Origin of the sequence: Mucilaginibacter sp. JRF (assembly GCF_015223065.1) — a bacterium.
Classification (GTDB): Bacteria; Bacteroidota; Bacteroidia; order Sphingobacteriales; family Sphingobacteriaceae; genus Mucilaginibacter.
The window spans coordinates 13,813-30,062 of record NZ_JADFBY010000011.1; the positions used below are offsets into that span (position 1 = coordinate 13,813).

The window sequence follows — 16,250 nt, forward strand, 5'->3', positions numbered from 1 at the left end:
GATAGATATTTAAGGTTCAAGTTTTTTATGGTGTAACACAGGTAGTAGGTTCGGGTGTAGGCGCATTACCATTGGTACCATTCACCGTTAACCGCCTTGCTTGCAGATCCTGTAATTTACTCAGATGTGTAGCACGCGTGGTAGCATCTAAACAAAAGAAAGCACCTATAGCGGCATCTATCAATCTTTTACGAGTGCCATGCTGCATACGGCCTGTACCAATAAATTCGTCAGCCGTACCCTCGTGGTAAAATGCCAGAAACTCTCTGAGTATGCGGTTATTGCCCCCGGACAAACCTGTACGGTATTGCTCAATATGTTCCAACTCATGCGCTACCTGTAATACCCTGCGCGATATGTGCGTGCGTGTGGTATTGGTTAAAAAGTCATCGCCAACGCAAATATCGCCTTGCGCTGTCGCTCCTGAGCCTACACTTTGGGTACGTAAACCAATCTGCGTTGCGAAGTAATATATCTTACGCACCTTTGATGCCTGCGATGGCATGTACGAGCAAATGATACTGTTAACCACCTGCATCGCCTTATCCTGATTGGCACCCGTGCCAGCGGCGATGGCGACAATAGCATCGGCCCTTGTGTCAACAGCATTGGGTTGCCCTTGGGCTTGTCTGCCTACATCAGTAGCTCCCTCGGGACACGCTGCTGGCGTTATGGAGGGGCTTCCTTCTTCAAAACAAGCCCGTTGAATAAGCTTGCGGTTCAAACTACCGGTTTGTTGCAGGGTGTGCGTTAACTCATGCGCCAGTAAATGCTTACCCTCTGTGGTGTTAGGTTTATATTGATTGCTGTTAAAATAAATATCGTTACCATAAGTAAAAGCCCTGGCGTTGATCTGCCTGCTCAAGCTTGCCGATGCGCTGTCGGTATGTATCCTCACATTGCTCAGATCGGTACCGAACCGGCTGCTCATGAACGAGCCGGTGTCCCTGTCCATAGCATGCCCACCACTTGCCGATGCTTGTAAGGCATTGCTGAAAGAGTTGGTTACAGTGCCGCCGCCCGATACATCCGATGCTTTGCGCCTTACCTGGTTTTCTTCTTCCTTTTCGCACTCAGCACATTTACGCTGCATAAAGCTTTGTGCCGATGTACGGGTAATGTTATCTGCCTGATGTATACCTTGATCGCCATCAACCGTTGGTTTTAATGGCGCAAGTGTACCATTAAGCAAGCCACCAGTACGACTTGCAGCCTGCATTGCAGCATCCTGCTTTTCCGAAGCTTTATCGGCAACTAACATGGTTAAACAGTTTTACCTTCTTTTTTAAATTCCTTTTTTATGCCTTCGGCGATATCGGCATATCTGATAATATTCTCGTTACGGTTTAGCGCCATTAACGAGGCATATTGTACTACGTTTATAATGGAGCCACCTGCAATTTCATACTGCTCAGCAATATTTTCGAGGTTGATATCATCAGCCAAATGTGTTTGGTTACTGAACGAGTTTTGCCATAACGAAAACCGCTCTGTTGATTTTGGTACCGGGAAATAGATGATAGACTGCAACCTGCGCCCAAATGCCTCATCAACATTATTGCGCATGTTTGATGACAGTATAACTAGCCCGTTATAATTCTCCAAACGCTGCAACAGGTAAGCCACTTCCTGATTGGCATATTTATCGTGCGCATCGGCAATGGTGGTGCGTTTGCCGAACAGGGCATCGGCTTCGTCAAAAAACAATATCCAGTTCTTGTTCTCGGCCTTCATAAAAACCTTTTCAAGGTTCTTCTCTGTTTCGCCAATATATTTTGATATGATCATCGACAGATCAATACGATACACATCAACATTGGCCAGCTTGCCAAACAAACCCGCGGTAAGGGTTTTGCCCGTACCCGGCGGCCCGTGAAACAATGCCTTATAGCCCGGCTTAAGCTTTTTGCTCATGCCCCAATCATTCATCAGTTTATTGCCGTGCTGCAACCATATCTTTATCTCGTTAAGCTGCTGCATGGTGTGGCGGTCTAAAACCAGGTCGTCCCAATCCAGCGTGGTGGTGATCTTTTTAGCCGGAAAATCCATACTAAAGGATGGACTACGCAGCTTACCACCTGTAAACAGGTCTACATATTCATCATTCAACATCAGTTGTCCGCATAAAACAGGTTCGTTAGCGGGCGATGGCGCCAGCCACAATATATTATGCGTTTTAAAAACATGATCGGCATCAAACAATTGCAACACCTTGAAACGGTGCCCCAGGTCATTACCCGCCAGTATGAACAAGGCTGTTTCGCCGGTTGGCAAAAAGCCTGAATGCGCGCTTCCTTTTAATCCGCCAAAGGGTGTATACCCCCGCTCCTTATATTCTCCGCTTAAAAAAACGTCCAAAAATTGCGGACTAACATGGGGCAACAAAGCCAGTATCAGTACAATACGTTCATCAAAACTGAGGTTATAAAAGCTAACAAACTCCGCAAATACTGAGCTTTTGTTATTTAACGGCGGCGGAGTTATGTCATAAATATTCTTGTAGGCCCCCTCCCCGCCTTTGTACAAACTAAGCCGGGCATTCAACACCGCCTCAAACCATTCTATCTCCGCCAGTACATCAACCGCGTTTAAATAGATGGCATCCTTGTTAACCGTTGCATCATCAGTTACCATTCAGTATATATTATCTGTTTAAGCCAGGGCAGTTTAGCGGTGCCAATGCCCCAAGGCAATCTGTCTAAAAGTATATCGGTACCGGTACGCTCAACCTGTAAAAGCCAGTTATCATCTTTAAAAGATAGCTTGCCGTTACGCAATAAAAACGTTTGCCTGAGCGCGCCAATGCTGGCACCTTTTAATGCCGACCAATGTTCAGCAACAGCTTCTAATAGCGAATCGGCTTCCTGCTTTTCGTCGTCGGTAAGTTTTATATCATTTGGTAAAGTATCGGTAAGTTCTACACCACAAAGTATTTTGTTGAAGGGCATCTCCCATTCATTATATTCATCATCGCCACATTGCAAATAATAAAGCAATACAGTTGCCTTTTGCTGATGCTGTACTGATGCGAACTGATTAGCATCATTCAACAAGCCGACACCCTTAAAGTAGTTGCTTAAAAACGGGTGCAATAAAATAAGCCCGGCATTAATTATGTACAAGCCTTCGTGCTTTATCGTATCAGCGGCGGGTTTAGTAGCTGCTTTTTCATCAGAAAGTGCAGTATATTTTGCAGCAGGAAAATTGTTGATGGCTGTAAATACATTTTCGTCAACCTTTAATAAAATGGCTTTGTTTAGTATTTCCTCATGCGGTATATCGGCGTGTTGTATCAGTTCATAAACAAACTTTTGGTCGTTAGCGTTATTGCCGTGATGCCATATATATTTAAATAAGCGACAATAATATTCATTTAACGATATATCAAACAGATCGCTCAGGGTTGATTGCCCCTGAAACAGGTTATCCAGATCTACCGAACTCAATGATCGCTCCTTTACCAAAAGCTGGATGAATTGCTGCTGCTGGCCGATGGTCAGGTAGTTAAAAACACGCTGAATTATATTTTTGGCATCCTGCCCGGCTTGTGCGTCAATCATAGTTAATACTTGTGATAATATGGTTTCCAGATGTTTTGCAGATGAATCACCCAACACTTGTCGCGGATCATTTATAAGCTCGTTTTTTTGCCACCAGGGATATACGCCATACTGCAAAAAATACAATAAGGCAATCATCTCCTGCTCCCCGGCAGAACGGTATTGTATATCGTCCGACGATTTTTTATTAGCATCAGCAGCTATTTCAAAAGCAGTACTTCCCCCATCGGGCCATGATGGTGTATGCTGATAATTACCCGTATCATTAAATAATGCGGCCAGCTCCTTTACCAGTTTTTGCTGCATTAATTCGGGTAAGCGATGCTCAAGATCATGTACCGATATGGTGCCGATATCAACATTAAGCTGATCAATAACCAAATACCCGCCAGCGCTGATGCCTTGATTAAATACGCCCTCAAGCACACTGGTTATATCAGCCTCAAAATTGGCCTCAATATGCTTGCGTAACGAAAATGCCAAAGCCTCATCGCTTACATTGAGCTTTACAACTTGCTTACGTACCAAAATATCGTTATGCACGGTTAGCGGTTGGTTTTAAGTTTCAGGTTAACACGGTTAACGGTATTGGCTACTTCTGATGCCTGACCTCGCAACTCCTGATTTTGCACCAGGGTTGTGCCCGAATTCATATCGGCCAACAAACCTTTAATTATGAGCGCATTACTTGCATCATTAGTTACCCCGGCTTTATCAATCTGTTTGGCCAGCGCATCTGTAGTGCGGATAAATTCCTTTTCCTTTTCGGCGCGACCAGGATCATCAGCAGCCATGCCCTCTAAATCAACTTGCCGCCTTTGGAAATCCTCAACTTGCGCGGTAAGATCTACATCGCCTACAACAAAATCCTTCGTGTTAAGCGTACGGGTTTTAATACCCGACTCAAATACGTTGTTGAACAATGTCGAGTTATTCTTCAACCGCTCGTCAAAACTGTTGAACTGCGAATTGAAGCTATCGAGTTTGGTAGAAGTTACAGCCAGTTTCAGGTCGAATTTTGATTCAACATCCACAAACTTGTCGTTAACTTTTGCATTAACTCGGGTATCAATATCATCAAGTTTGGCGTATGATGCTATGGTATTCGTTAAATCCAGCTTATAATTCGGTATTCTTTCAAAAAGGGTATCTAACGGGAATTTAATTATTGGTGTGTTAGGCATCGGTATAGGTTTAAATATTGGCGGATCAGGAACCACATCCTTATCAACACTGGCATAAGGCAGCATAAAATCGGCCACTACCTTTTTATCGGCCGAGGTGTATACAAGCACAAAGGTACCGCCACGCACTACGCCTCCGGTATGTTCAAGTCCGGGGTTTTGCCTCAAAAAGTTGCCCAGCATTAACCCTTCTTTCTTTTTAATGAGTTGCTGCTGGTAGATGTTTGACAGCAGATCGGTCTTTTGCAAAATATCGGTATTGCTTATAAAATCGTGCGGGGTGGCTGAGTTAGAGAACGCGAACTGCTTGGTTTGCGCCTTAACATTGGCCGCCGCCGTAATTACGTTAGCTACCGATGCCCTGAATTGCACGGGGTTAAAGGCAGGGTCGGATACATCCTTATTATTATCGATAACGCTTTGCCGGGCGGTTTTAAATTCAGTTACCGGGATGGTGCTTACCACTGCTTTCAATTCATCATTAGCGAGGTCGGCCTTGTCAAGCCGCTCCACAAATGTGGTACGTAACGATTTCTCGTACAGGTGCAAATGCGGGAAGAACCAGGGTTTTAAGGGTATGGTATCGGCCAGTTTTTCTACCTGTACCGATTGTATGTTTATAGGCAGATTATTATCAAGTATCAGCTTATTAAGCGCGGCTTCGGTTTCGCTCAGCGTAAAGCCGATATGCCCCTCTACCCTGAAAAAATCATAAGGCAAAATATTATACTGCAACGGATTAAGCGTAACCTGGTTATTAGAGTAACTGGCAGCTGAGTATGATAATATCCTGTCTTCCTTTCTGCGCACGTTGGCTTCAAAATTCCAGTACAGGTTTAGCGGCAGGCTACGGTTATAGCTGTAGTAAAACGGAATACTGCGCTGGCCTACCGGTTTATCCTCGTACATACCCGGTGTAACCTTCAAGCCCTGCGCCACGCTTTGCACTTCTGACGATACAGGTATCTTAAAGTTAGTTATCATGGCATGTATCCGCATAAAGCAGAAGCGGGTTTGCTCGGCAATATTGGCATTGCTGTTTATTACGGGCGAATAAAAAAAGTGATGCCTGTACTCTACATCAATACGCACGGGGTTAAACCGGCGAATAAGCGTACCAATATTAAAACGAATGGTACTACTTAACAACTGCGCCCGCGATGTGGTATTGCTTAACAATTGTGCCCTGCCGGTGGTGATATTTAGCCGAGTTAAATCAACAGCCGTAACCGGCGATGCTATAGGCCCTACCGATGTATTGATGCTTGCCGCCCTCACCAAACCCATCAGCACGTGTTTTGGGAACAGGTCAACATCCGGGTCGGTTAAAACATCTTCGGCAAAAAGTGTTTCGCGCATTTCGTTGTAGGCATAACCAATATCGCGCGCGAAATCATATATATACTGTACGTAGATGGATGGCGACAGGCTGAAGTGTTTATCGATCAGTGTATTCCATTCGTTAGTAGGGTCGCCGTTGGCAAACTCGCCCTCAACAATGGGTTTACAAACCTGGTAAGCCTTGCTCAGCTTGGCTTTTATATCATCCTTAATAATTAAGGCATTGGTAAATGAGGCATTAAGCTCGGCATAAGTATCAATCGCGGTGCTCACTACTACCCTCGGGATGGCGATATCCTCCAGCGAAAAATAATCGGTATTGGTTGCGGGCATACTTTGCAGCAGCAAGCGCATATTGTTTTTATGAATGAGCAGTACCTTCAGGTTCTTTTCGGAAATGGCGCCCTTATTATCGCAATCGGTACCGGTGCACAGGTCGGGATCGTTAGTATAGGTTTCTAAATAAAGTATGCCTACAAAATCACTTATCACTCCGCCGGTAACTTCGCCAAATGTGGTCAGATCCTTACCCGGTATGGTGCCTGATATGCGGCTATCCCTTAACTCATAAAGCGCCAAAGGTTGATCGGCATTCAGCCTGAAGTAACCGTACTTGGCATTCTGATCCTCAAAAACATCAAACTGATCAAACTCCTGGTCTGTTTCAAAATTCAGCAGATCGCCATCGGTAGTTATGGCCGCGCCTTGCGATACTACAATGTGTCCGTTATCAAGCGAGCCTATTTCCAGTCCGCTTATAATGCCTACACCAATGGCCTTGGTGCGTGTTAACCGTGATTGCACATCGAGGTAGTTGAACAGATCATTCAACTGGTCGGCGGTCAATACCTGGTCGTTCTCAAAAATGGTGAACCGGGTATTATCTTTATTAATACTATCTAACACGTTACTCATAATTTCACGTTTTAAGTGTACCTAATGCGTTTTGATTCAATATAAAAAGCTGCCGTTCGGCGCTGTTTTTGCAATCCTCGAGTTTTGCCGGCGGGTAGATGGTTTTTAGCGCTGTAAGTGTTTTTACAAACTGGTTGAGCCTTACATTGCCCGCATCAACCTTACCGGCCTTTACATCAAGCCAGTTTTTGTAATCTCTTTCAAAAATTACCAGTTGCTCGTTACTTACCCAGCATATTTTAACAAAGGTGTGTGCCGGTGCTTCCATGCGGATAATACGCTCGCAGTACCGCCTGAAATCCATATTTAAAAAGCGGGGAGCGTAAGCAGGCAGCACAATACTTATCCTGAACGAATAAGGGTCCTTATCATCACAATCGCGGCAATTGCTATCGACACATATCGGCAAAAATGGGTCGACCGTTGGCTGGGGCGGCGATGCCGGAGTCGCGACACTCTTTTCGGGCAATAACAACAGGTGCTCTACCAAAAACATACCTTCATCGCTTTGGCTTAAGGCCATCAGCTTATAAAAGTTGTTCATGGTAGTTTTTGCCGTGTTGGTGTTCGGGTAGGTTACGCCGCTTTTGCCAACAACAACACCGGCTTTTTTTAATATGTACGAAAAACTGTTATCTGCATTTTTAATTACCGACAGGTTACTGAAGGTACTCAATAGCTCGATCGCGTCATCCCGGTCATATTCTGCTGATTCCTTAAGCGGGAACCTTTGTGCACCCTCAAGCAGGACTGTTTTGGTTTTATTGTCGATTATTTGATACCAATACTCATCCAGATTAGCGGCATTCAGGCCTTTTTTGATGGTGCTGTATACGTTTACCAAACTGCGGCGTTGTATATTTTTAAAGCCCAACAGGCGTTGCAAACGGTTTTCCAATCCGCTGATGTTGGCGCTATTCCACAGGGCGGCGGTATTGGTGTAATTGTAGGCTGCAAAGCGTTTGCCGCTTACGGCCGGGTAATCTTTTAAAAAGTTTATTTTGGTGGTTATGATGTCTCTTTCGTTAACAATAGCAGGCGAGATCTGGCTTTTATTGCCGGCCGATAGACCTGTGTTAAGTACGCTCACATAATCATAAAATGTTTCGGCAAAGCGCGATAGCAAGTGATCCAGAAACATATTGCGGCGTTTGTTAAAAGTACCCGCATCCGCAACGGTTTGTATGTTGGCCGCCACAAGCGCCGGGTTAACAAACAGCTCATTGGCATCCTTAAATGATGTTACTACCTGCGAAAAATAAGTATTCTGTTCATCGTCTGTAGATAGCAGATTACGCAGGTGCGACAGCTGCGAAAAGTAGCAGGCCAATTGCTGATCGAACAGATACAGATACCCTTGTAACTGCCGGGCCTGTATCTTACGCTCAGGCGTGGCATCGCTTGGTAAACCCCAATGGCTTATGCCATAGTTTTTAGGGAAATGGTTTTGTATTGAGTAGTAATTACCCGCGTCAACATAATTGCCGGTATCATAGACGATATCATCGGTTTTCACCTGATCGTTGCCGCTAATGGCGGCGTTCATCAGCTTATCAAACCGGGCCTTTACCACATTAAGATCAGGCCTGAACGGGATACCCTCTTTGTAAAACAATATATTCGATCCCAGAATATTAACCACAGGCTGCTTACCATCCTCAACATCAATTATCCATTTATTTTTGAGCGCGTCAACCTGACCGGTGGTATTGAATACAATGTCGGTTATGTTGGCAACCCCATCAACAGCAAGTATCTGCTGCATAATGTCAGACAGGTGTATCTCTGTTTTCAGATCAGAATTCGCCAGTTCCTCATCCTTTATAAAACCATGCGTAAGCAACGGCCCTTCAAATATGGCATCGGCAGATATGCCTTGCGCAAGTATATCGCGCAACCAATAAAAATTTATAAGCGGTGTAAGGTGCTGCTGTATGTTAAAGAATATCTGCGCCAGCACATTAAACGGATCGGCATTGTTCTTAAGCTCTATCTCGCTGCACATCCTGAACTGCTGTGCGGTAACCTCGTTAATATCAACAAAATCCTCGCACAGGTTACGGTTAGCCATTAATTGCCGGCGTACGGTATTTTTTATATTGGCTTTTGATGCATTAATTATATTGGTATCAAACTCTATCAACACATCATAATATCCCTTTATCTCAACCTTTTCCCAGCGCTGGCTATCGGGCACATCAAACTGTAGCTTTTTGCGGATAATATCGGCATATACAGGTTTGGTACGTTTAGTTAACCACGCATTTTTAACGCCATCAATATCAATCAGCAGCTTACGGTAATCATTTATGGTGACCGCATTGTTAGGCAATATTTGCGCTGCGGAGAAAAAGTGCTTACGGATATTCTTAACCGTATCGGTTTCGGTAGCCAGCAGATCGGGAATGGAATTGTTTGTACGATAGCTCAGATCGGTTATGGCATAGCACAGTAATTCCAGCGTGGTTATCCCCGGATCGTGAATGTTATAATCCGTCCATATAGCCGATGCGGTTTGCTCAATATAGGCTATACCGGCTTTCCTGAGCTCGTCATAATCAAAAGCTGGGTCTGATGGCTTCTGCTTAGATATGGTTATATCATCAAACATAATTGCTGCTAATTATTAATTACCTCATGATGGTTGTGTGAAACCAGTATAGCTGCCGGGTTTGAAGCCTCGGCCACCTCAACACTGCGGCCAAAACTTATACGTTTGCCGCCATAATGAAACAGCGACAGTTGCGTGATATAGTCCACATATTCCATATCTTCCAAAAACTTGACCACCATTGATTTGGTTACCTTACCGCCAAAATGTATATCACTGCTGGTATTCCTCAACCAGGGCGACAAAAATTCCTGCAAACGCTGGTTAATTACCTTTTCGTAATAATTGAATTCAAAACCTCGCTTTAATTTCAGGCTTACTACAACCTTAACCGGTTCATAATACGGGTTACTTACATGCTGCTCGGCCCAGGCCGTGGTGTGGCCTTTTACAAATGCGTAAACTTCTTCAATGGTATTCTTATCAACCTTGGGTTGAAACGGATCTACCGCGTTACGATTGGTCAGATCGGGTACCAATATAAACATAGTATGCCCCGGCGAATAAAATGAGCCCGGCGATGCATGGTTAATACACTTCACCTTATGTACCTGCGGAAACTGCTGTAATATCAATCGTTCATGATCCCATATACTTACGCCGCGTTGCTTATGCCTTAAGCGCTCGCTTACCCTTATATAGTAGGCATCACTATCCTCCAGCACCTTACCACCAAATGAGGCATAGGGTTGTTTTACTGTTTTTATAGCCCCGGTTTCGCTCACCATTTTATTTACGGTGCCCGCAACCAATGGCGCGGCTAAATGCGATGCCGCGTTGGCCTGATCAAAAAATACAGCCACCGCCGCATTAGCCAGCACAGCCGATAGGTTACAAACAGTATCGGTATTTTTTTTGATAGATGCCTTTAACCATAACAGATCCGGCGGGAATATACTGTTTGATGTTGTGGCCTCGCGGGGAATGATATATTTGATGATGCCGCTGGTAAGTAAACCGTTGGTGGTATCAAATAAAAGGTCATCATTGGTGAGCTGTTTCCAATAATCATCGCACAATACGCTCCAGGTTACCGCCACTTTTTCCTTTTCAGGATTGGCGCTGCCCTCAGCCAGTTGGAACAGTACGCAAACAGAGTCCTGCGCCTGTAAGCCGCTTAGGCCTATGTATAGTTCGCCCTCGTTGGTGTACTCGGGGAGTAGCTTTACCAGGTTATTTTGCAAAAACGCGTGCTGGCTTTTAGCATAAGCATGCTCACGCATTTGCCCGAACGGCCCGTAATGGAAAAACTCTATCTCCTCGTCAATATAATCGTTAAGCGATAATCCGTTAAATGAGGTTTTAGTGGTAACCGCTGTATAATTCAGTGTAATGGATTGTACCTCGGGCGCGAATGGCTCAGCCGGTAAGGCTAATGTACCGCCATCTTTACTAAACCGTAAAATCTCGGCGGCATATTTATTACGGAACTCATCAAACATGAAACCGTGGTTAAGCCGCAGGCTAAGCATTCCCTTTCGGATATCCTTAAACAAATTGAGCTGCAAAATGAGTAACGGCTTAAATAACAATTGTGCCGATTTAACCGACTTAGATTGCAACGATGTATAAGCAGGCAACAAGTAGGATATTTTACTTGACAGATTTTGCTGCATGGTTTGCCCGGCATTTACCAAATAAGGCGCAACCACTACCGGGAAACTAAAAATGGGCAACTTTACCTGCAAGGCCGGGTTGGTAAACTTCCAACTGGTGGAAGCCTGCGCGTTGTTTACATTAAATAACGACACGCTTTTTGAACTCTCCTGCCAGCTAAATCCATCCTTAAATGCTGCAAGAGCTGTAAAATTGGCATTGTTGTTATTGCTGCCGCCGTAGTTCTTAAAATAATCGCCAAGCTGTGCGGCTGGGATGTTTTTCCACTCCACATCTAAACTAAATTCTTTCAGTCGCTTTGAAAAAGCCTCATCGTGCTTTATGTAGAAATTAGAGTTCTTTTCGGCAAGCGAGCCGAAGGGTTTAAAGCTTTTCTTGGCATCCAGCGAACCCTGATCATTCTCAATATCAATACCTTTAACGCCTGTTACTTCGGCTGTTATGGTAGCATCCATCAATTCAGCCGAACTAAGGTTGCTATAGCCAAAATCAGCTTTTTGATTGTTGACCAGTAATTGAATAATAGGTTTCGTTGTATCAAATTCACCGCCATGTATGGCTTTATTATAAACTGTTACAGCAGGTTCATCGGCGTTAACGGTAAACGTTACTGTGATGGTAAACACCTTATTATCAGCAGAGGTAATCTTAGCCGGTAATGTTTTGGGGCCGATCCATCCCTTTTCGCCGGTTATACTTACGCTGAACAGATCGGCAGTCAGTGTAGTATTTACCGCCGAAGCCGCTATGCTACTTACTGACAGGTTAATGATAACCCTACGGGTGCCTTGTTTCATCAATAAAACATCGGCAGCTAAGCAAAAACCTACATTGGCCAGCGGCATGGCTTTACTGCCAAAACCCAGCCATTTAGGGTTACTTTCATCCAGCTCGGCGCCCAACCCATCTATCGAGTTGGCTATGGGCGCGTGATGTATAAAATTCTTATTTACCTGATCAATGTATAATGATTTAAGCCCCTCTATTTTGGCATTGTTCACCACAATATCGTGGGCAAGTTCGTAGTGGAGTTCCTTTTTCAGATCATCCTTACCGGCCAGTACTTTTGTACCCTTGGCGAGCAATGTATTGGTGGTGCCTTTTTTTAGTTCGAACTGCACGTGCACCCTATCGGGCACGGGGGCATTACGTTTAAACTTTAATACCTCGCCATAGTAAAAATCAAGGTGCCTTTGGGTGAGCTTGTTCATCAGCGCCTGCGGGTGGGTGTACAGCTCAATAAAACTATCCCACAGGGCTAAGTGCGGTGGCAGTTTATTGTCATCGGCCAGGCGCGAAAACTCATCAAAACTAATATCAAAAAAATCGGCCCAGGTGCCGTTTACCGGATTAGCTGTGTTGGCCTTATCAATATCATAATACTTAATTTGCCCGGCAACCGCCTGCAAAAAAGCATACAGCTGCTGCTTGGTACGTGCATCAACAGGTACCTTTAAAGGGTCGAGCCACTCAGGCATGCGCTGCTGCTGCGTTTGGCCATCCCTTTTCAGAATAACTTTATAGTTGATCGCTTTGTCGCTCATGCTGTTTTATTATTGGCTTCGTTAATATAGAACGGATATACCAGGTTAAACCTTGAGTTGGTATTGATCACCTCATAATCAACTGATATATCTATTCTCCCTTCGGATATAAAATCGGTAAGCAGTTTTATGGTCAGCAGCTTTATCCTGGGTTCAAATATCAGGATGGCGTTTTTTACGGTTATTTTTATGGCCGTTTCGGTTGAGGAGTTCATGGCCTCAAAAACATAATCATCTAAATTGCAACCATACAGCGGCTGCAAAAAGCGTTCGCCAATGGTGGTTGATAGCAATATCTCCAGGCTTTTGTTAATATCATCCTCATCAGATGTCAGCAACAAACTGTTCGTTTTTTTAGAGAATGTAGGCGGAAAACTCCAGCCCCTGCCTAAAAATGATCGTTCAGAAATATCAGCCATAACTCAATTATTAATAAGATAGATTACTAAGCCCCGGTTATTTTTACCGTAGCGTTTTGCAATTGCTCGCCGTTATAACTCACGCTTATCTCAAAAGCTTCCGGATGAGCAACTAAATGTTTTACCACACCCTGCGCAACGGCTATGAATAATAGCTTCATTTGCTTATTACTTTCAGGAGCGGCATTACCCATTATACCCGGCCAGTTCTCTAAAAAGGCATCCTCAATGGCCTTGGCCATGCTGCCATTGGTATCATTATTATTTCCAGATTTTAGCGCCATAATTTAATATTTATCCGGTTTTAACCTTTAGTGATAGTAACGCCGGGGTAGCCGGTGGCATTGGCGGTATGGGCGGTGCGGGGGTTACCGGTAACGCGCCCAAAGCAAGCTGGCCGGGGTGCATGTGGGTTTGGTATATATTAACTATCTGGTTCAAATAGTTAAGCAACTCATCGCCAAACACCAGCGGATGGCCCGCGCCTTCAACCAGCTCTATCTGCGGGGCATCAACAACAACCTTGTTGTTGGCCTTTATTTTTATAATACCCGGACTAATGTCGATCAAAACACTGTTGCCATTACTATCCGTAATTTTTATCTCTGATGGGTCGGTAGTTATCTTATTCCCGTTCTGATCTTCAACCCTGAAACCCTTTTTATCATCGGTGATGAATACCTTGTTGCTGGCCGGTGTTTCAAACTGTATCTCTTTCAGCTCATCATCAAAGGTCATTTTCAGCTTTTCGCGCGAGGTGTAGCCTTTCTTAAAATTATCATCAGTTGGTGTAATGGGTGGCGGCAGCTTTGAGCTGTGCAGCATACCTAATATAATAGGTAGCCGCGGGTCGTCGTTTAAAAAGCCGAGTACTACCTCATCGCCCACCTCGGGCCTGAAGAACAGGCCACGATCATCACCGGCATCGGCCAGCGCCATGCGTGCCCAAACACCGTCAACGTTATCGCTAACACCGCTTATTTTTATTTTAACCCGTTGATTGCCTTCGGGGTCAACATTATCAGTAACAATACCTGTAGCAAGGCCGGTTACGCCGGGCAACATGCCCGATGCCTTTGGCGCTTCCACCTTATTATCCTCCGTAAACCAACTGTTGGCATAGCCAAACTGCGCATGTGTTTTCCAGCCGGATGAAAGGGTGAACTCGTGCATTACACCACTTACAAAGGCATTGCCGTTAAACCTTTCGCCTAAACCGGCCAGGCCTACAATATCGCCCGCGTTAATGGTGGCAATACCCTGAAACTTTACCCGCCCCCGTATTTTCGACAGGCGCGATTTCAGCAAAGCCGCATCAGCCCAGCCCTGCCGTTCATCGGGCGGTATAGCACCCGCGTGCTGAATAACATATTGTTGTGGTCCCGCTACAGATGCCAACTCGGTAGCCTGCATATTGCCATGCTCGGTAAGCTCCTGCGGTTCGGCGGCGGATGTTTCAGCAACCTCCAGGTTGTCCATATCCCACGAGCGGCTCACTACCGACGAATATTGATTGCGGCTATCCATCTCGGCATCAAGCTCTAAAATGGTAGCGCCGTGCAGTAAATTCAAACTTACATCATCAGATACCACAGGCTTTTTTATTACAATGCCTTCATCGTTAGTAGTAACTACCTTGCCGTTTACTTCGGCCCGGCTTACAATAAAATCCCAATCGGTACAATTGTATTGCACCATTTCCTTGTGGTTTACCTTGGTATCCTCCACATCAATACCTGTAGCTGCAAAGCCACCATCGGTTAATATTTTGGTGATGATATCGGCATCGGTAATATCATGAAAGCAGGCACTTTTACGCCCAATGGTGGTTGATATCGCCCTGTGCTTGCACTCCAGTATCAGGTGCGGGGCGGCGTTATTCCTGATCTTGAGGGATTGTTTTATAATGATGCCATCAAATATTGCCGTGGTATTGTCCGGATCACCGGCGGATATGCTTACTTTATTGCCCGGTTTAAAAAGGTCGCCATCAGTTAGCGGGAATAACCCGTTCGAGGCTTCGCCATCCTGCAAGGTAATAACGGCGGTAGATACCTTGTTAACTATTTTTTGTACAGAAACAGCCAACTTGGGTACACTGCGCGGTATCTCCAACCCATTAACACTGATGATAAACTCAGCTACGGAGTGTACAGCCGGTATGATTCTTTCTTCGGGCATCTCTCCTTATTTTTTTAATGGCGGAAAAAACAGTTTTTGGCCGGGTGTTAAATTTCTGAAGTCCTTTAAGTTATTCACTTTGGCCACTTGCAGGTAGTATCTGAAATCGCCGTATATCTGGTTGATCAGAGCGGGCAAGGTGTCCCCTTCCTTCACCACCCTCACATGCGTCAGGTCGGCCGATTTATCTTTTTGCTCGGCCTGCTTTACCTCGGGCATCAGCTTTTCGGCAAAGGTGGCGGTAATTACAGCCCTAAGTGGTGTGCCATCAAACTTGAATAGCTTGTATTGTATATTGGTTGATTTCAGTTCGCAATCAAACTCGTACTGGTTGGTGCGCAGCCAGGTTAATGTACCCCAGGTTATGCGTAAAAAGCAGGTGCGGTGCCATTTACCATCATAGCCAACGGCCTCGTAAAACTCTTTTATCTTATCGGCCACGTTCAGTTTTTTGCCGGTGGCGTTGGTGCCATCCAAAAAAAACTTAAGCGTTACCTCTAACGGACGTGTACCTAAAAAGCCGCCCTCGCTGCCGTTGCCCCCAATAGCGTTAGTGCTCTCGGTTATAACCGAATAGTTGAGCGTAAACTCATCGGGGTTGATGAATGCCGTAAAGGTTTTTTCGGCAGCGCCGGTACGGTTGGCGTTGGTCCACGATTGTATCTTAAGCTTTTGAGGATCGGTGCCCGGTAGCAGGCCGCTAATCATGTCTAACATCAGCGTTCGTTTTTAAGATTCAGAATTTCAATTACCCGCTCTACACACTCCTTAAGTATCTCCTCCTTTTGTGTTGAATTTACTTCGGATGATGAGGCGCTGGCATTGTTATCAGCAGAAACACTTACTGATACCACAAGCTCGTTAATTATTACCGGCAT

General features: G+C 44.9%; 11 protein-coding genes. All 11 read right to left on the reverse strand.

From position 1 onward, the window contains the following. Positions 1-25: 25 nt before the first annotated feature. Genes IM792_RS19285 through IM792_RS19335 form a run of 11 tightly spaced genes read right to left on the reverse strand, consistent with a single transcriptional unit; the run spans position 26 to position 16,250 of the window. Positions 26-1,261: a DUF4157 domain-containing protein gene (locus IM792_RS19285; protein WP_194103548.1), complete on the reverse strand. Its 1,236-nt coding sequence runs from the start codon at positions 1,259-1,261 to the stop codon at positions 26-28. A 2-nt stretch (positions 1,262-1,263) separates the two neighbouring features. After that, a complete protein-coding gene (locus IM792_RS19290) occupies positions 1,264-2,634 on the reverse strand; it encodes an ATP-binding protein (protein WP_194103549.1) in 1,371 nt (456 codons plus the stop codon). Next, entirely contained in the window at positions 2,628-4,103 is a 1,476-nt protein-coding gene (locus IM792_RS19295; RefSeq protein ID WP_194103550.1) for a contractile injection system tape measure protein, read from the reverse strand. Before IM792_RS19295 ends, IM792_RS19290 begins: the two co-directional genes overlap by 7 nt. A gap of 2 nt (positions 4,104-4,105) precedes the next feature. Further along, the gene (locus IM792_RS19300) at positions 4,106-7,000 is read right to left on the reverse strand and encodes a hypothetical protein (RefSeq protein ID WP_194103551.1); all 2,895 of its coding nucleotides are present in this window, start codon (positions 6,998-7,000) and stop codon (positions 4,106-4,108) included. A 4-nt stretch (positions 7,001-7,004) separates the two neighbouring features. After that, positions 7,005-9,611 carry a hypothetical protein gene (locus tag IM792_RS19305; protein WP_194103552.1) on the reverse strand — a complete coding sequence of 869 codons (2,607 nt, stop codon included), beginning with the start codon at positions 9,609-9,611 and terminating at the stop codon, positions 7,005-7,007. Between the two features lie 8 nt (positions 9,612-9,619). Continuing rightward, a complete protein-coding gene (locus IM792_RS19310; protein ID WP_194103553.1) occupies positions 9,620-12,772 on the reverse strand; it encodes a hypothetical protein in 3,153 nt (1,050 codons plus the stop codon). Then, positions 12,769-13,191: a GPW/gp25 family protein gene (locus IM792_RS19315; RefSeq protein ID WP_194103554.1), complete on the reverse strand. Its 423-nt coding sequence runs from the start codon at positions 13,189-13,191 to the stop codon at positions 12,769-12,771. Before IM792_RS19315 ends, IM792_RS19310 begins: the two co-directional genes overlap by 4 nt. A gap of 26 nt (positions 13,192-13,217) precedes the next feature. Continuing rightward, entirely contained in the window at positions 13,218-13,475 is a 258-nt protein-coding gene (locus IM792_RS19320; protein WP_194103555.1) for a hypothetical protein, read from the reverse strand. A gap of 10 nt (positions 13,476-13,485) precedes the next feature. Then, the gene (vgrG, locus tag IM792_RS19325) at positions 13,486-15,372 is read right to left on the reverse strand and encodes a type VI secretion system tip protein VgrG (protein ID WP_194103556.1); all 1,887 of its coding nucleotides are present in this window, start codon (positions 15,370-15,372) and stop codon (positions 13,486-13,488) included. Between the two features lie 6 nt (positions 15,373-15,378). Next, on the reverse strand, positions 15,379-16,089 hold the full coding sequence (locus IM792_RS19330; RefSeq protein WP_194103557.1) for a hypothetical protein: 711 nt from the start codon (positions 16,087-16,089) through the stop codon (positions 15,379-15,381). Beyond that, positions 16,089-16,250 (reverse strand): DUF5908 family protein, encoded by a 162-nt coding sequence (locus IM792_RS19335; protein WP_194103558.1) that lies wholly within the window; start codon positions 16,248-16,250, stop codon positions 16,089-16,091. The genes IM792_RS19330 and IM792_RS19335 overlap by 1 nt, the downstream gene beginning before the upstream one ends.